Consider the following 18008-nt stretch of genomic DNA (forward strand, 5'->3'; position numbering starts at 1 on the left):
TTGTATAATCATTATGCCTAAGTTCCTTATCAAAACTGCCGATATTTTATTGCTTGATGTCCCTCGAGGTAAACGTTATGTCGGTGAGCCGGCAGTGCTTAGAGAACAGCATGCACAAAAGGGAGGTACTTGCGCCCTATATGCATTAAATCCATTGCGTTTTCGTTTTGGTAAAAAGGATAATCAACATCAAAAAGAACGATTTAGTGAGTTAGTTTTCTCTGATTATCGTCGTGGATTAAATAAAATTGAATCTGATAAACAAATTGCAAAAACATTATTAGAAGAATTTGATGATTTTATTCAAGAAACAAAAGATACAAGTAGCCCTCCGGAATTGGTAAAAAATTTCATTAAAAAGTGGGAGGAGGAGCTGGAGAGCCTTAAGTCGCTTTCAACGGATACCCGGCAAATGAAAAAAGAGATAGAAACTTATCTCGAACTGAGTGCTGATTATCTCAAGAAGCAAGATGAATATATTGATTTTGAAGAATACCTCAATAAAAAAGAATATGCGGACTGTGTCGCATTAGCAAAAAAAACGCTTACCAGTTTACACTATATCACTGGACTTGATCCCGAAAATGTAATGCAAAGTTATTTACAATCCTGTGTGAAATCAGTGGTCAATTCTCATGAGCACTATAGTGAGAATATAGAATTAACTAAAGATAATCCCGAGTTTATGGCACCATTTTATCATCAGGCAGTGGTCAATCAGGCTGCCTACTGCTATCAATTAGAGGGCTCCGGGTGGGATCCTTCCCAACCAATTGATGAGCTCATGGATGTCCTTATAGGGGATGGCCCTATGGTTATTTATACCCAACCTTGTGTGGTATTTGTTCCTGGGAAATGTACCATCGAGCGTGCTACTGAGAAATACCAAATTTATACTGAGAAGCAGGGGCCCCAGGAAACTATTGAGGGCAGTCATTCGCTTTTAATTGTTGGGGCAGAACGAGGAAAAGAAGCGAATTATGTTTATTTAATGGACCCTAATGTTCCGGCCCCACTAAACGGTCCCTGTCAATTCTATAAAATTCCCTATGAGGAACTGGTTAATAGGCTTGTCAATATTTATGGTGTATCGTTACATGAAAATGCTGATAAAATTCAGGGACCTTTTGCTTTTCAAGCGAAAAAAGGGAGTTTTGATCGGTTATGCCAATTTGTTGAGGGCTCTGTAGCGTATGAGAAAGTAGCGAATCCCAAAAAAGTTTCTATTGATCTTTTTTTAGAGGATTTTGTGCAACCCGACGAAAAATGGGGTAAAAAAGAATAGCGATATTGAAATGATGCATTTCCCTTTGCCCCAAGCTAGAGGACGTGCTCTTAAAGTTAAGGGAAGGTAAATTATGAAACACGGACATTGTGAACATGAGCATAAGCATCAGAAAAATTCATCAGAACAAGGAAGCGTGCCTCCGTCATGTCATCAACATCATGCGACAAAACAGCAACACCTCCCTGAACATATAATCGCAACAGGAATTTACACGTGTCCTATGCACCCAGAGGTTCGTCAGTCTGGCCCTGGGAATTGTCCTATTTGTGGGATGGCCTTAGAACCGGAAGCCGTTTCTGCAGAACAAGAAAATCCTGAATACAAAAGCATGAAGCATCGGTTTTGGCTTGCGCTTGTTTTGAGTATCCCGGTAGTTGTATTAGAAATGGGTGGCCATCTATTCCAGCACTTTATCGCCGCTAATCAATCTGCCTGGATTCAGTTTGTATTGGCTACACCTGTAGTTTTATGGTGTGGTTTTCCTTTTTTTCAGCGCGGTTTTATTTCCCTGAAAACACGCCAACTGAACATGTTTACGCTTATTGCTATGGGGATAGGTGTTGCATGGGTTTACAGTACCATCGCACTACTGTTTCCCGATCTTTTTCCTGCAGCTTTGCATAATCAAGGAGTAATCAATGTTTATTTTGAAGCAGCTGCAGTCATCACCACTTTGGTTTTACTCGGGCAGGTGCTGGAGTTAAAAGCACGAGAGCAAACAGGTGGTGCTATTCGTGCTTTATTAAACTTAGCTCCCGAAAGTGCCCACCGAATTGATCTGAAGGGCAATGAAGAAGAAGTAACTTTAGATCAAGTCCAGGTTGGAGACAAACTTCGTGTTCGACCTGGCGAAAAAATTCCTGTAGATGGTGAAGTGCTCGAAGGACGCAGTAATGTAGATGAATCTATGATTACTGGGGAATCGATGCCAATAAGTAAAGATGTGGGCTCAAAAGTGATTGGAGCTACGATAAACCAAAATGGCAGTTTTATAATGAAAGCAGAGCATGTTGGCAGCGATACCATGCTCTCACACATTGTACATATGGTAAGTGAGGCACAACGCAGTCGGGCTCCTATTCAACGACTGGCCGATACAGTTTCAGGTTGGTTTGTTCCAATTGTTATTTTAATCGCAGTACTTGCTTTCTTCGTTTGGTTCTTCTTAGGCCCGCAACCTGCGTTTAGCTATGGTTTACTTGCTGCGGTTTCGGTTCTGATTATTGCTTGTCCTTGTGCGCTCGGTTTAGCAACACCTATGTCCATTATGGTTGGTGTGGGCAAAGGTGCGCAGAACGGTGTCTTAGTTAAAAATGCAGTGGCTCTGGAGCAAATGGAGAAAGTTAAAATACTCGTTGTTGATAAAACGGGTACTTTAACGCTTGGACACCCCAAATTAACTCAAATAATTACGGAAAAAAAGTTTGAGGCTGATGAAATACTGGCTTTAGCGGCTGCACTCGAACATCAAAGTGAACATCCACTTGCCAATGCAATCATGACAGCAGCAAAAGAGAAACAATTATCACTTACCAAAGTATCGGATTTTGAAGCAATTTCAGGAAAAGGTGTTATTGGCAAGGTCGATGGTTTAAACATTGCGCTTGGTAATCTGCAATTGATGCAAGAATATGGAACAAATAACACCTCACTTATTGATAGCGCAGATGAGTTACGTGCTGCAGGAGCAACTGTGATGTTTCTGGCCATCTCTGGTGAAACGGTTGCGATTCTGGCAGTAGAGGATCCTATCAAGCCGAGCACACCTGATGCCATACTTGAGTTGCAAAAAAATGGGATTGAGGTCTATATGCTCACTGGAGACAGTCAAACAACTGCCGAGGCAGTGGCGAGTCGGTTAGGTATTAATAATGTAATTGCTGAAATTATGCCTGAAGATAAGCGCCGTATCGTAAGTGAGCTCAAAGAGAAAGGTTCTATTGTAGCAATGGCAGGGGATGGAGTGAATGATGCACCTGCTTTGGCTGTTGCAGATATTGGTATTGCGATGGGTACAGGGACTGATGTTGCAATTGAGAGTGCCGGAATTACTTTGCTCCATGGTGATCTGAATGGAATTGTTAAAGCCCACCATCTGTCTCGAGCAACAATGAGCAACATACGTCAGAATTTATTTTTTGCTTTTATTTATAACGGATTAGGAGTTCCCTTAGCAGCAGGAGTGTTGTATCCAGTAACAGGATTACTGCTAAATCCCATTATCGCCGCAACTGCAATGGCATTAAGTTCTGTTTCGGTGATTATTAACGCGCTCAGATTACGAAGAGTCGAACTGTAAATAGCCTTGTTTCAACGCATGCTATAAACTATAGTTTCGTTATCGGTGTGCTTTAATTGATACAAAAGTTTTTATGCCTAAAATACTCCTGAGTGCCTGTCTTCTTGGCCAAAAAGTTCGTTATGATGGGGGCGATTGTTTGCAAAATCATCCACTGTTACAGCAATGGTTTAAAGAAGGAAAAATAATTACCCTTTGCCCGGAAATGGCTGGTGGATTACCTACACCAAGACCTCCAGCTGAGATTCAGGGTAAAAAGTCAGGTGCAGATGTATTAAAGAACAATGCTTTAGTCAAAACAAAAAACAATCAGGATGTGACTGATTATTTTCTTCAAGGTGCACAAAAAGCACTCGAGCTCGTAAAGAAATATCACATACGTGTTGCGATTTTGAAGGCCAGAAGTCCTTCTTGCGGTGCAAGTGGGATTTACGATGGATCTTTTACACGCACATTAATGCATGGCGAAGGCGTTACGGCCGCATTATTAATTGAGCACGGTGTGCAGGTATTCGATGAAAACCATATTGATGAGGCATTACATGCTGCATTAAGGTAAACCCCAAAAAGGCTAATCTGTAATTTACAAGTCCATTATATTGTGTCTATATTTAACCTAGAAAAAGTGATGAGACCTATTGCACAAGCTATAGGTACTAACTCTGCGAGATTTTCGTGTTGAAAAAAATTTATTTTGACAAGGAGAATTGTAATGGAATACAAATGTCATAAATGTGGAATGGGTGTGAAAAACTTAACGTGCAGCAAGTGCAATTCCCTATTAGTTAGTGATGTTGTAAAAACGGACCATGGCAAGGTTCAGGTATCAAAATGTCCTCATGGGTGTGGGCAAATTAAATCACCAACATGTTGTGGTCATGACATGGTATGTTCTGATTAAATTAGGATATGTCATCCCAAAGGTAGTGAGGGATCTCCAGGGTAAAACGGGGAGATCCTTCGTCGTAGATTCTTGAGGATTACGTGATTTTGAGGCACGGCTTGCGCAATTTACTCATGCTACAAACGTATTCAGGCCTTAACATCTAAGGTAGGCTTGCAAACAGGTGGATTTGTAAATTAAGAATGAATCCATATTTCATGCAATACTCTGCTGCATATTCGTGATTACGTTGATTTTTTTCCAGATCTAAAAGATCCGGCTCCCAAAAGCTCACCACCTCATTGATTTCAGAGCGTTCTGCCAAAGTCAAATTGTGGCCTTTATCACGGATGGCACGAACACGCTGAGGTTCTTTTTGATATATATTCATGGGACTTACAAAAACCTGTTTATTTGTTTTTTCTGCCCACTCATGTGCCCATGCAGGTATTTCACTATAGGCTTTGTATTGTTCCTCTTCGGGGGCTGACATGACAAATTTCAAATAATCAGCTCGTTCCAGCATTTTGGTATTGGGCTCCAAGTATCTAATCGTTTTTCCATTTTTTTCCAAGCATTTGGGACTCACTACTAATATGGTGCTTTTAGGAAGGTCAGATAAAATAGAAATACCATTTGATTCAATTTGGGTATATTGGAAATATGTTTTGGCTTCCTCTAAAAATGCTGATAAATTTTGTTGTAGTGAGGGTTCTCCACCGGTAATGACTAAAACTATTTTTTTTGCTGGTCCCTGCGCCCAGGATGGAGTAGGGAGGCTGCGATTCTGAAAAAAAGCATCAATTAGAGCGTCGGCCTCTTCTAATAAAGAAGTAAAACTTCTCCATTCACCCACATCAAAGTAAGTATCACAAAAAGAACATGCTAAATTACATTTGGCTAGACGGATAAAATAGGCTGGATGACCTCGAAAAGGTCCTTCTCCTTGTAAAGTAAAAAAACGACTGGTAACAAAGAGCTCTCCTGGATTTGCCGCTTTAAAAAAGGATTTTCCTACTTTTTCGTTCAGGCCGAACATTGATTTACCTTGGTATGTATAAAATTTTTACATATTATACTCTATTGCATTCAAAATGTTAGCACCTGCCATTTATTTTTATTTATAAGTTATTAGACATCCTAACCTGGTGCACACGCTGTAGGACGGTGTTCCAATAGGAGATCACTCGTTGCATTCGGGATGACCGGGTTTGCTAAGCTCTGCCCAGGCTACAAGCCATCCATATTCATGATTACTTTTGACTTGCCATGGATTGGATCGAGGAGAAACGCTCAATTAAATGGATGTTTTCTGAGGCCAATTGATAAATTCTCGAGATGGTATTCTGGCCAATTTGATTGAAAATAAGTCTTATTTCATTTTGTTGGGCCTGCGAAATAGGTAAATATCGATGCGAATGCAGAATTTTTTTCATTGAATTCAAATCGATAGCATCAAAAGCATAAAAATTATTACGAGTATAAATTTTAAAGGGAAATGATGCCTTCTTTATTTGGGTATTAAAATCCAATTTACTAAAAGGGAGTTTATTGAAGCAGGAGCAATTCAATTCTTTATATCGTTTTATAAAGTTTATTCGATTTAAATAGAAAAAATCCTGAGAAATGCCGCTTAGTTTTCTATTCACAAAAGAGCAGTTAATTAAGGGAAGGCCAAAGCCTACATAATTAATAAAAAGCAATTCAAATATTTTTTCGATGTAGAGTTCTATTTTATGCTCATGATGACTTAACAATGCTTCGTGAATAAAATGAAAATCTAGTCCTTTCCATGGTGTTGTACCAGAATGTAAATACCAAAGCAGGTAGTAAACTCCATCCCAGGGTTTGGCGTAGTACTGCTCTGCTATTTTATTTTGCAGCTTACGAATCTCATGTACCAGAGACGGTGTAATAATATAAGGAATTTTAGGCTTTAAACAAACCGCCATGCCATTTGTTTTATGATCACGAATGGCGAGTAACTCAATATTATGCACAGCAATCCTTATTAAATAAAAATAAAGAATATCTAAATAAGGGAACAACCTATAAAAGTGTAGTAAAGAAAATAGAGTATTTCAAAAAAAGCTAATTTTATTATTTTTGAGTGTTAGTAACTAATCGTACATCTATTAAATTGGGAATATTTTTTAATAGGTCACAAAGTTGAGTTAATGAGTCTTTAGGTCCAGATATATCAATCAGATTCACAGCAATTTCTCCACGGGATTTATTTTCCATTTGTTCAATGTTGTATTTTAGTTTAGATATATTTTGGGTGATTTTACCCATAGCTCCTGGGGTATTTTTGTTGATCACTAAGATACGGTAACAATTGGGTACTTGGGTTGCAGAGAGGGATATATTAGGGAAATTAACAGAATATTCGATAATGCCATGTTCTAAATAATTACAAATATTGCTAATGACCATCTCTGCAGCACTCTGTTCTGCTTCCTGAGTGCTTGCTCCTAAATGGGGGAAGGACAAAACATTGGGGTGATCGGCCAAATTAATTGTTGGAAAATCGGTGATATATCCCATGATTTGCTGGTTATTTAATTGTTGCAAAATCGCCGCTTCGCTTACTATTTGTTCGCGTGAAAAATTAAGTAACAGCAGATGGGGTTTAACTAAGGCAATATTTTCTTCATTAATTAAATGGGTGGTCGCTGCATTTAAAGGGATATGTAGGGTAATAATATCTGCGTGAGCAAGCAATGTATTCATTTCCATAACTTTTTCAACGCCCGGCATCAATGCCAGAGCATTAGTTAACGTCATATTCGTATCAAAACCCAATACCTTCATCCCTAAAGCCAGTCCTGCATTAGCAACTTTAACGCCTATATTCCCTAAGCCTATAACGCCCAAAGTTTTACCTGAAATTTCATGCCCAATAAATTTCTTTTTTTTAGTTTCGATTTCTCGATTGAATAAATGATTATCCTCTTTTGACAGTTCAGTAATAAATGAGCGCGTTTCGTCTAAATGTCTATAACCCATTATCATGGCTGCCATCACCAATTCTTTTACTGCATTGGCATTTGCTCCAGGAGCATAAAATACCGGAACCCCCATATTCGTAAGTACTTCAATAGGGATATTATCAGTACCAGTTCCGGCTCGTGCTACCGCCTTTAAGCTTTTTGAAAATTGATGGTTATGTAATTTATGGGAACGTACCAGTATGGCATCGGGATCAACAGGGTTAAGACCTAATTGATAAATATCAGGATGGAACAAACTCAAACCCTGTGGCGATATATTATCAAGAATTTGAATGATAAACATGATTATCTCCCTTGATCAGAACACTAGAGTTGTAAATTTCTGTAAGTCCCTGTTCATAATAAGCATAATATTGGGAAGGCAATTTTTTCAACTCATCCTGAGTTAACCCTAAAGGTATTATTGGGTAAAAGCTTGCATTACTGATATAAAAATCAGAATGATTTTTCACCCATTCTTTAGGGCTTAGGCCTGCAAAACCAACAAATCGTGTTACTGCTTCTCGAGCTTCCCAATCACTTACGCCATCACCTACTAATAAGGAGTGCTCACCAGGTTTAAGTACGGAGGCAATTTCTATCGTTTTACCATTTCCTTGGGTCATATTGCTTTGTTCATCAAATCCTAGATAGTTACCTTGCTCATCAAAATATACTTCCACTGCGAGTACATTACTCGCAGGAATTCCCAAACTCTTGGCAAACTGAACTACTGCAAGCCTAATCCCTGCGGAAATAATATAGATTTTTTTATTCAAACGTTGTAATAGTTGAATGAGTTCTTGTGCTCCAGGAGCAATATGTTGTCTATAGCTCTTTGCCAACTCTTCTATTTGTTTTCGGGTGGGTTGTACATAATCCAAGCGCTGACGATAATCACTGGGTGTCATGCCGGTTTTACCCATACATCGTGCAGTAATCTGATGTACTTTTTCTGCAACCCCATTGGTTGTTGCTAAGACATTAATACCCTCAATAAGAGAGAGGGTACCATCACAATCAAAGAAAAAACTATCAATGGGTGTATTTAAAGCCCAGGGATTTTGATTAGGCATGAATAATAGCTCTTATTTTTAAACTAAGGATCATAGAACAGGTGTTCCTGAGTTATGGTTAAACTCTTCTTTGGTCATTAATAAGTGCAATTGTGCCGCAATTGTATGCCAATAGTTTTTATCATAAATTATCTCTGGTTGAGGCTTATATTCATGGCGCTCTAACAGGCGATCGAATTTTTCAAATAAATAAGAGGCAAAAGAGTGGTTCTCATAGCGAGTAGAAGGCTCTTCGAAAAATCGCTCCATCTGTATCATAATTTTATTAGTATCCTCACTTGCCAGTGCCTCATCATTGATTCTCTCTGCTCTTTTTTGCCCATCATCAGAATGGCGCCACCAACTAAACCAACCATTAGGTTGGCGATTATTGATACCTAGTTTATAGTAATTACTATAAGCAACCCATGCATCCGATATCGTATTTTTCAATTCTTTAAGCCAGTCTACAGTTACGTCCATATCCGTTGCTTCATCTGCTATTTGCTCATTTGTTTTAAAAAAATCATGCATTGATGTGGAGTTTCGCTGTGAACGTGAAGGTTTTTTATGCTTTATTTGGGGCCTAAATTTAGTAAGATGAGTGAGCATTCTCGGATTAGTATTATTCTCATCCGTATTAATGGAGGCCATCTCTTTTAATCTTAATTGCTCTTTAGCGGCGATTAACTCTGCTCTTCTTTGAGCAACTAATCCTGTAGGAATATCAAAATTCTTTTTTCTTATAAACGAAGTTGTCTGTTTATTGTTTTTGCCCATTATAATTCCTTATCCCTAAGTTATTAATTAGAGCACTTCTATCTCTTTGTTTCTGAGGTGCTCCTTTACTCCATATATATTCTAATGGCAAGTTATGAGTATTTTTCCATATTTTCTCACCTAAGAGCCTCCATTCCTTAGTTTCCGCGAAACAAGTCCCAAAACGTAGGTTCTAAGACAAAGATACCTTGTACCATCTATATTTATGGAATAGCTCTATATACATCATATTGATATGACTCTATGGCAACTTAATCATATAGGCTCTTTTTTTACTATGCAATAATTCTAGTCCTAAATTCATGTTTCCTGGATGTTAGATAAATTAAGGCTTAACGTCGCACCGGAAGGAATCAGTCTATACTTTGGAATAATATTGGTTCAGGTAAAGGAATGCCCATGAACGCTTATACTGTAGACATCCAACATCCAGTAACTATTCCCAGTAAAAATGTTTATCTCAACGGGTTTTTATTTATCCCTGAAGAGGCGAAAGGAATGGTGATTTTTGTACACGGGAGTGGGAGCAGTCGATTCAGTAGTCGAAATCAATATGTGGCAAGTATCTTAAACGAAGGAAAATATGCAACCTTGCTTTTTGATCTCCTTACCTCACAAGAAGATGTCATTGATAATGTCACTCGTGAGTTTCGTTTTGATATTCATTTATTAGCTTCTCGGCTTCTTGATGTCATTCATTGGTGTACTAGAGAATTTGCAGCATATCATTTTCCAATTGGTTTGTTTGGATCGAGCACCGGAGGAGGTGCAGCACTTGTAGCCGCTGCACAGGGGCCTAATTTAGTTAAAACGATTGTCTCACGTGGTGGAAGGCCTGATTTAGCCGGAGCCTATTTACCTCGAGTCAAAACCCCTACGTTACTTATTGTTGGTGGCAATGATGAGGTAGTTATTGGGCTTAATCAGCAAGCGATGAACCAAATGAGCTGTATCACTCAATTGGAACTAGTCGCTGGGGCAACTCATTTGTTTGAGGAGCCTGGAACATTACAGGAGGTTTCAAACTTAGCCAAAAAATGGTTTGACCAATATTGTATTGAATAATGTTTGTGACCGAGGAGGCTTTATGAATAAGGATGCTCTGCACAAGCTAGTCGATGAATTGAATAATACCATTGTACCTTTGGATGCCCAAGATGAAGAGTACGATGCGGTACTTGAACAAATAGGAGATGCTCGCTTTGTGATGATTGGCGAAGCATCCCATGGAACGCATGAATTTTATCAGACTCGTATCAAAATATCCCAGCGTCTTATTAAAGAGCGTGGATTTATGGCGGTTGCAATTGAAGGGGATTGGCCTGATGCTTATCGTGTCCATCGTTTTTTACGAGGAGAAGGATCTATAGCTCATAGTGAGCGCTCGTTGGATGCTTTTGAACGATTTCCAACCTGGATGTGGCGTAATACGACGCTTCCGCCATTTCTTCATTGGTTACGTCTCTATAATGACAGTTTGCCTGCAGCACAAAAAATTGGATTTTATGGACTTGATTTGTATAGTTTAAATTCCTCTATGCAAGCTGTAATTGATTTTTTAAATAAAGTCGATCCTGAAGCGGCACAACGTGCCAAACAGCGTTATGCGTGTTTTGATCATCTTAATCAAGATCCTCAAATGTATGGTTATTTAATTAACGCCGGCGTTAAAAAATCCTGTATTAATGAGGCTGTGGCTCAATTAGTGGATTTGCAACACCGTGCTTTTGAGTATGTGCATCGTGATGGAATTGCTGCTGAAGATGAGTATTTTTTTGCAACTCAAAATGCTCGATTGGTAAAAAATGCAGAAAATTATTATCGCTCCATGCTCGAAGGTAGGGTTTCTACATGGAATATTCGAGACACTCATATGGCAGAAACACTGAATGTGTTAGCAGATCATTTGGAAACACGATTTAATAAACCGGCTAAAATAATCATTTGGGCACATAATTCTCATGTGGGCGATTCGCGTGCGACTGAAATGGGTGAACGTGACGAACTTAATCTAGGTCGGTTAGTGCGAGAGCAATATGGCATACATGCTTATTCTTTGGGTTTTTCAACTTATGAAGGCACTGTTATGGCCGCATCCGATTGGGGAAGACCTGGAGAGAAAAAGCAAGTAAGACCTGGTTTGCAAGGAAGTTTTGAGGAACTTTTTCATCAATTAAAATGCAAAAATTTTTTCTTAAATTTACTAAATAATGAGAAATTGGAGCACTATTTAAATATTCCTCGCTTGCAGCGGGCAATAGGCGTGATCTATCTTCCAGATACCGAGCGCTTTAGTCATTACTTTTTTACCCGACTTCCTTATCAGTTTGACGGGCTAATTCATTTTGATAAAACGAGTGCTTTACACCCATTAAGTCAAAAGCAGGTTATGGGTAATCAATGAAACAAAAAGAAGTTGTTTTTCGGAGTGTAGATCCTACTGCGTCATCCTGAGGAGTTTACAAAGAAGGAACTCCTCAGTTTATTCATACCCATCTTCTGGTGAGCCCTCTCTACATTTGGGATGACGGGTGGCTAATTGAAGTATCCCAGGAATCCTGGGTTTCGCTGCAGTGCCCCTGGGCTACTTACTTATATTTAATGTCGTTAAATCTTCTTCATTCAGTGTTTCTTTTTTCAATAACAATGCTGCACCTTTTTCTAAAATTTTAATGTGCTTTTTTATAACTTCTACGGCATCGTCAAATGCAGTTTGGATAATTTTTCGGACTGCTGCATCAATCTCACGGGCAGTTTCTTCACTAAATTCTCGATCGTGGTGTACCATAGGAGATTCTAAAAATGGTGAGTTTTCTTTCTGGTAGGTTACAGGGCCTAGTTTTTTATCCATGCCATAGCGCATGACCATGTTTCGTGCAATATCTGTTGCTTTGGCGAGATCGTCTGCTGCTCCCGTCGAAAATCGACCCAAGACAACAAATTCTGCGGCCCTACCTCCGAGCAGCACCATCATTTTACTTTTTAATTCTTCCTCAGTCATCAGATAGCGGTCTTCAGTAGGGCGTTGAATGGTATAACCCAAACTCCCTATACCGCGTGGAATAATGGAAACTTTGTGGACCTGGTCTACATTAGGTAAAGAGAGAGCTATCAAAGTATGTCCCATTTCGTGATAGGCCACTGCTTTTCGCTCTTCGGGGTTGAGTAAGCGATTCTTTTTCTCCAAACCTGCTACAATTCGTTCAACAGCGTTGGTAAAGTCATCCATGCTAACAGAGTCAGCATCATGGCGCGTAGCAAGCAGAGCGGCTTCATTGACTAGATTTGCCAAATCCGCACCAGAAAAACCTGGGGTTAAGGCTGCAATTTTTTCAGGATCAACATCAGCGGCTTGTTTTATTTTTTTCAGATGGACATTTAAAATATCTACTCGGCCTTTTTTATCGGGTCGATCTACGAGTACATGACGATCAAAGCGTCCAGCACGTAATAATGCGGGATCAAGAATTTCTGGTCGATTCGTCGCGGCGAGTAAGATTAATCCTTCACTGGGGTCGAAGCCATCCATTTCTGAAAGTAACTGATTTAAAGTCTGTTCCTTCTCATCATGTCCACCGCCAATAGGATAAGCACCACGTGCTCTCCCTAGAGCATCAAGTTCATCAATAAATATAATTGCCGGAGCCGTTTCGCGTGCATGGACAAAGAGATCGCGTACACGAGCTGCCCCAACACCAACAAACATTTCTACGAATTCTGAACCATTAATTGAAAAAAATGGTACTCCTGCCTCACCGGCTACCGCTCTTGCGAGCAATGTTTTACCGGTTCCAGGCGGTCCAACTAAAAGTACTCCTTTAGGTATGTGAGCTCCGATACGAGTATAATGCTGCGGATTTTTGAGGAATTCGACTACTTCCATAAGCTCGGTTTTTGCTTCATCTACTCCGGCAACATCTTGAAATGATACATGGGTTTCTTTTTCCATGTAGATTTTGGCTTTACTCTTCCCGACATCTAAAACTCCGCCAGCCGCTGAGCCTATGCGTCTTATAAAAAAACTCCACAAAGCAAAAAAAAGCAATGCCGGAATAATCCAAGAGAGCAGCATGGTTAGCCATTTGTTTTCAGCCTTTCCCTTAAATTTGACTTTCGCTGCTTCTAGGGTGGAAACAAGAGAGGGATCATTAATGCGAACTGTAGTGACCTGAGGGTCTTTGCCACCGTATTCTTTGATTTCAGTGAGTTTATCTTCTGGAAGTAATTCTGTTAAACCTTCAGGCTTTAAGTTTGCGGTAATGTAGTCTTCCGTAAGTACGACATTGTCTATTTTTTCTGCTTTTAAAAGTTTGATGAAATCGCTATAAGCTATATCTACAGGATGTGATGCGAAAAAAAAATTCTGGAATAAGAGGATCATCCAGAAAATTATCAGAACATACCAGAGCGAAAACTGCCATTGTTTATTTTCCACCACTCCCCCCAATTTAAGACAATTATCTTATTAGTAGAAAAACGAACTGGTTTTATACAGTATATACCAAGGGATGAATGATGAAGTGTTATAAAAAGACTATTTCTCAGGCTTTTGTGAATTTAGAATCAAAATTAAACCTCAATAATCAAAATTTATCTTGGCCTGATATAAGAGTAAGAAGCGATTCAGTTATTTAGAGTTAGGTAAAATTTCTACATCAATTATTTATTTCTGTCGTTGAGTACCAGCCCTTTATAAAAGCCTTTACATTGATCACTATACCAAACCCCTTGAGTGATTCCTGCTTCACTGTATTTGTATAAAAAATAATCAATTCGATCGTGCCAGGCAGTTTTTGCTGTTTTTCCAGATGCAATCAGACTCCCATTAATAAGATAAATGCCGTCAACTTTATCCATGTTAAACGATATCTGCTTCAGATTGATGCCTTTATTGGTGATAATAGGGCGAGCAATTCCATCCTTTATGGTGTGAATAAAAGTACCCGGACTATGTTCCTTACAGTATTTTTTTGTAACCCCCTTTTTATGCGGGACTGCTTTATAATAAATTCCTTTCCAAGTAATTAAATCAAGATTGGCCAAAGAAGCATTGGAAAAAAATAAGGTATATAAAAAAACTAATGCATATTTCATCATGATTTATCCTTATCTGCATGGGTTCTGCTGTGCTTAACCCAAGCTACAACTACTTAAGTTCATAGTAGTGATTTGTAAAAAGTGGTTGAAAACCAATATGTTTGTAGAGATTAAGCCCTGAACTGGATGCTTCTAAAAAGCAGGTTTGAACTTTTAAATCCAATGCTTTTTTTAAGGCATAAATCATCATTGCATGAGCAAAACCACGCTTTTGAAAGTGCGGCATTGTGGCTAAATCATCGATGCGGGCAAGGTGCTCTTTTACCGTTAATGTCATAGATACAACGACTTCCCCCGAAAAAAAACCAGAAAAATGATAAATCCCTTGGGATTTTTTCAATGCTTCATCGTGTCTTTGTATATAAACCTGGTTAATTTCGGGAGTGGATTGAAAAGCATAAGTCATAGGGATTCCCCAGGTATGTAGCTCATCATTCATCTCTCTGAATTCAAGTTGATTATCTAAGCCTTGTAGTGGGCTTGATAAAAGATCGAATATCATGCCTACACCATTATCGGTTAATTCATAATCGTGTAGAAATTGACTCTTTTGTTGGGAACCAATTTGTGTATGCTCTGAAATTACAATGGTCCATGGTAAATTCTTTTGAACGAAGTAGGATCTGCAATGTGCGAGGTCGGTTGAAAATTCCTTGTCTGTTTGGGTTACAAAAGCAGGATTAAGTCCGGCTGCGAGAACTCCGGTTTCAAAAGCAGTTATGGTCGGATGATTCAGGCAATTTAAGCTAATGAGTGAGAAAAAATGCCGCTCCAACTCATGAAAATCATTAATCAGTTTTTGCATAAAATAAATCCAAAGCGATTTTTGCTTGCATTATAACAAACCCATGAGAGGATACTATGCTTTATTAAAAGTCAGTTAAGAAATACTCCACGAGAACGGATTTTTTTCAACAATAATTGCTTGTGTTAATTGCTATCAAAGCAAGACAGCGAAAGAATTCTCCATTCTTAGCACGCTCGCATATGGATAATCCTTCGCTAACAAATTATTGCAATCAACTCTTTTAGGACTGTTTGCCGCGGATAAGAAGAACTGGTATGGGTGCATTGCGAATAACTCCTTCGGCGACGCTACCCAGTAATAAATGCTGATAACCTCGACGACCATGAGTTCCTATGACAATCAAATCAGCAGGCCAATTTTTTGCTGCTTCAAGGATTTTTTCTGGAACTTTTTCCTTGGACGGATTTATTTCAAGGAGTTGCGCTTCACAATCGGCATATTGTTTTTTTGCCATGGTTTGCATTTTATCCAAAAATTGTTGGCCATATTCTTTGAATGAAGCCTCTAACTTCTCATAATCAACTCCAGTTCCAACATAAGGAGCATAAAATTCATTCGCAATGTGTACAATTCGTAATTTTGCCTTATGCATTTTACTCAGCTTAATGGCTTCCTGGAAGGCTTGCATTGATGTATCACTCTCATCAATCGCAACTAAAATATTTTGATACATTTCTATTTCCTTATAAAGGTAACGATTTCCACTTATGGGGAATATCTTACCTATAATCTAGAATGAAACATAGATAGAATGGTTAATTAAGCTAAAACAAATAAATGAATTATTTTTGATGAACAACCGCATGAGGCAAAATACTATGAACCATGAAACTTTATTTAGTCCCTTCAATTTAAGAGGGCTCCCGCTTAAAAATCGCATTGTTATGGCCCCACTAACGCGAAATCGTTCAATCCATGGAATTGATACTCCTTCAGAGCTTAATGCAGAGTATTATGCGCAGCGTGCAGATGCAGGCTTAATCATCGCGGAGGCAACCCAAATTTCGCCGACAGGAAAGGGATATGCTTGGACTCCGGGAATCTATTCCTCAGAACAAATTGCGGGATGGAAATTAGTTACGGATGCAGTTCATGCCAAAGGAGGTGCTATTTATTTACAGCTCTGGCATGTAGGACGAATTTCACATCCTTCCTTGCAACCCGGAGGTATTGCTCCTGTGGCTCCTTCTGCCATCCCGGCAACAGGACAGCGCACCTTTATTGAAAACGGTACTTTTGTCGAAGTCGGAGCGCCGCGCGCATTAAAGCTTAGTGAAATTCCTCGTATTATTGAAGATTATCGATCTGCTGCCAGAAATGCGGTTTTAGCGGGATTTGATGGGGTGGAAATTCATGCCGCAAATGGATATCTAATCCACCAATTTTTGTGTGATGGGACAAATCAACGAACGGATCAATATGGTGGTTCAATTACAAATCGATTGCGCTTTGCGCTGGAAGTGACCGATGCTATTGTCGCTGAAATTGGCGCAAATCGAACAGGAATCCGTCTTGCTCCTGTAAGTCATGCCAATGGAGTCACAGATACTTCACCTGCAGCTGTTTTTTTTCCACTTGTACAAGAACTGAGCCGACTTGAATTGGCTTATGTTCATGTTATTGAAGGAGAAACTCAAGGACCTCGCGAGTATTACGGTTTTGATTTCCAGGCATTACGCAAAGAATTTAATGGCCCCTGGATGGTAAATAATGGTTATACATTGGAAATGGCCGACGAAGCAGTAACTAGTGGTTATGCTGATCTTGTTGCTTTTGGAAGATATTTTATTTCCAATCCCGATCTGGTCATGCGATTTAGAAAAAATGCACCATTGAATGAATTAGAGCGTGCAACTTTATACGGTGGTAGTATAAAAGGTTATACGGATTATCCTTTTTTAAAATCAAATCAATGATGTGGATGGAATGAAACGATGCTAAAGCAATGGTTGCTGGGTCTCTTTCTTGTTATTTTAATTGTTACCGTAGCGTATTTTTGGCAACGTTATTTCATTTATTTCCCATCTGCTGAAGAACCTAAGCTGCAAGATTTTCAGGCAGAAGATATGCAAATTATTAAAATCCCTGTTGCGGATGGTTTGACTTTAAGCTCTTGGTATAAACCCCCACTGGATACGAAACCAATAATTGTCTATTTACATGGGAATGCAGGACATATTGGTTACCGTATGCCCCTTGTTCGACAGTTCCTCTCACAAGGTTTTGGCGTGTTATTACTTGAATATCGAGGATATGGAGGAAATCCAGGTAAGCCCACTGAATCAGGATTATATAAAGATGCACGAGCTGCAATGCAATTTTTGCAACGACAGGGGATTAAGGGAAATAATATCGTTCTCTATGGGGAATCCTTAGGAACCGGGGTTGCCACACAAATGGCGACAGAATTCCCAGTTTGCGCCTTAGTTCTGCAATCACCATATACCTCATTAACGGCATTGGCTCGCTATCATTACTCCTGGATACCCATGCCTATGATTGATAAGTATGATTCTTTATCACGGATTCAAAAAATTCATGTTCCCATCTTAATGTTGCATGGGAAACTGGATGGGGTGGTACCTTACAATCAAGGTTTAACTTTATTTCATCAAGCCAACCAACCTAAGGAATGGATTGAGTTTTCGGATAAAGGACATCAGAACTTATGGAATGATCAATTTGCAGAGACGGTCATTCATTTTATTCATGCTTATTGTGGCGCGGATTCCAAACATGTCCTTGAACGATATCCTCGGGGTAGCCTGGGTGAGACCTAAGCCGTAATCCGAGAATCCTTTATCT

Annotated in this window: 16 protein-coding genes; 7 read left to right on the forward strand and 9 right to left on the reverse strand. The window is 39.2% G+C overall.

All coding sequences use genetic code 11. The features are described 5' to 3' along the window. Positions 1-13: 13 nt before the first annotated feature. From ACWTEW_RS03910 to ACWTEW_RS03920, 3 genes are all read left to right on the forward strand, one after another. On the forward strand, positions 14-1285 hold the full coding sequence (locus ACWTEW_RS03910; RefSeq protein WP_454780453.1) for a V-type ATP synthase subunit I domain-containing protein: 1272 nt from the start codon (positions 14-16) through the stop codon (positions 1283-1285). A 73-nt stretch (positions 1286-1358) separates the two neighbouring features. Continuing rightward, a complete protein-coding gene (gene copA / locus ACWTEW_RS03915; protein WP_454780454.1) occupies positions 1359-3587 on the forward strand; it encodes a copper-transporting P-type ATPase in 2229 nt (742 codons plus the stop codon). Between the two features lie 73 nt (positions 3588-3660). Beyond that, complete coding sequence (locus ACWTEW_RS03920; RefSeq protein WP_454780455.1) at positions 3661-4146, forward strand: 2-thiouracil desulfurase family protein; 486 nt, start codon at positions 3661-3663, stop codon at positions 4144-4146. 487 nt (positions 4147-4633) lie between these two features. On the opposite strand, the gene ACWTEW_RS03925 is transcribed toward ACWTEW_RS03920, so the two are convergent. From ACWTEW_RS03925 to ACWTEW_RS03945, 5 genes are all read right to left on the reverse strand, one after another. Then, positions 4634-5509 (reverse strand): 7-carboxy-7-deazaguanine synthase QueE, encoded by an 876-nt coding sequence (locus ACWTEW_RS03925; RefSeq protein ID WP_454780456.1) that lies wholly within the window; start codon positions 5507-5509, stop codon positions 4634-4636. 214 nt (positions 5510-5723) lie between these two features. Continuing rightward, positions 5724-6470, reverse strand: coding sequence for a hypothetical protein (locus tag ACWTEW_RS03930; RefSeq protein ID WP_454780457.1), 747 nt, complete (start codon positions 6468-6470; stop codon positions 5724-5726). Positions 6471-6570: 100 nt separating this feature from the next. Then, on the reverse strand, positions 6571-7767 hold the full coding sequence (locus ACWTEW_RS03935) for a 3-phosphoglycerate dehydrogenase family protein (protein WP_454780458.1): 1197 nt from the start codon (positions 7765-7767) through the stop codon (positions 6571-6573). Beyond that, a complete protein-coding gene (locus ACWTEW_RS03940; RefSeq protein ID WP_454780459.1) occupies positions 7745-8539 on the reverse strand; it encodes an HAD-IB family phosphatase in 795 nt (264 codons plus the stop codon). The genes ACWTEW_RS03935 and ACWTEW_RS03940 overlap by 23 nt, the downstream gene beginning before the upstream one ends. A 30-nt stretch (positions 8540-8569) precedes the next feature. Beyond that, positions 8570-9298: a hypothetical protein gene (locus tag ACWTEW_RS03945; RefSeq protein WP_454780460.1), complete on the reverse strand. Its 729-nt coding sequence runs from the start codon at positions 9296-9298 to the stop codon at positions 8570-8572. A 399-nt stretch (positions 9299-9697) separates the two neighbouring features. Here ACWTEW_RS03945 and ACWTEW_RS03950 point away from each other — a divergent pair, with 399 nt between their 5' ends. After that, complete coding sequence (locus tag ACWTEW_RS03950; RefSeq protein WP_454780461.1) at positions 9698-10363, forward strand: dienelactone hydrolase family protein; 666 nt, start codon at positions 9698-9700, stop codon at positions 10361-10363. A 22-nt stretch (positions 10364-10385) separates the two neighbouring features. Then, positions 10386-11702 carry an erythromycin esterase family protein gene (locus ACWTEW_RS03955; RefSeq protein ID WP_454780462.1) on the forward strand — a complete coding sequence of 439 codons (1317 nt, stop codon included), beginning with the start codon at positions 10386-10388 and terminating at the stop codon, positions 11700-11702. A gap of 180 nt (positions 11703-11882) precedes the next feature. Here the strand turns inward: ACWTEW_RS03955 and ftsH are convergent, their stop codons facing one another. The 4 genes from ftsH to ACWTEW_RS03975 form a co-directional block, all read right to left on the reverse strand. Continuing rightward, the gene (ftsH, locus tag ACWTEW_RS03960) at positions 11883-13733 is read right to left on the reverse strand and encodes an ATP-dependent zinc metalloprotease FtsH (protein WP_454780463.1); all 1851 of its coding nucleotides are present in this window, start codon (positions 13731-13733) and stop codon (positions 11883-11885) included. Between the two features lie 224 nt (positions 13734-13957). Continuing rightward, positions 13958-14395 carry a hypothetical protein gene (locus tag ACWTEW_RS03965; protein WP_454780464.1) on the reverse strand — a complete coding sequence of 146 codons (438 nt, stop codon included), beginning with the start codon at positions 14393-14395 and terminating at the stop codon, positions 13958-13960. Positions 14396-14444: 49 nt separating this feature from the next. Then, positions 14445-15200, reverse strand: a complete 756-nt coding sequence (locus ACWTEW_RS03970) for a GNAT family N-acetyltransferase (RefSeq protein WP_454780465.1) — start codon at positions 15198-15200, stop codon at positions 14445-14447. 223 nt (positions 15201-15423) lie between these two features. Further along, positions 15424-15876 (reverse strand): universal stress protein, encoded by a 453-nt coding sequence (locus tag ACWTEW_RS03975; protein WP_454780466.1) that lies wholly within the window; start codon positions 15874-15876, stop codon positions 15424-15426. 145 nt (positions 15877-16021) lie between these two features. Between ACWTEW_RS03975 and ACWTEW_RS03980 the strand changes: the two genes are divergently transcribed. Both ACWTEW_RS03980 and ACWTEW_RS03985 read left to right on the forward strand, forming a co-directional pair. Further along, a complete protein-coding gene (locus ACWTEW_RS03980; RefSeq protein WP_454780467.1) occupies positions 16022-17119 on the forward strand; it encodes an alkene reductase in 1098 nt (365 codons plus the stop codon). An 18-nt stretch (positions 17120-17137) separates the two neighbouring features. Beyond that, a complete protein-coding gene (locus ACWTEW_RS03985; protein WP_454780468.1) occupies positions 17138-17983 on the forward strand; it encodes an alpha/beta hydrolase in 846 nt (281 codons plus the stop codon). Positions 17984-18008: the final 25 nt, after the last annotated feature.

The organism is Legionella stuttgartensis, from assembly GCF_977063405.2.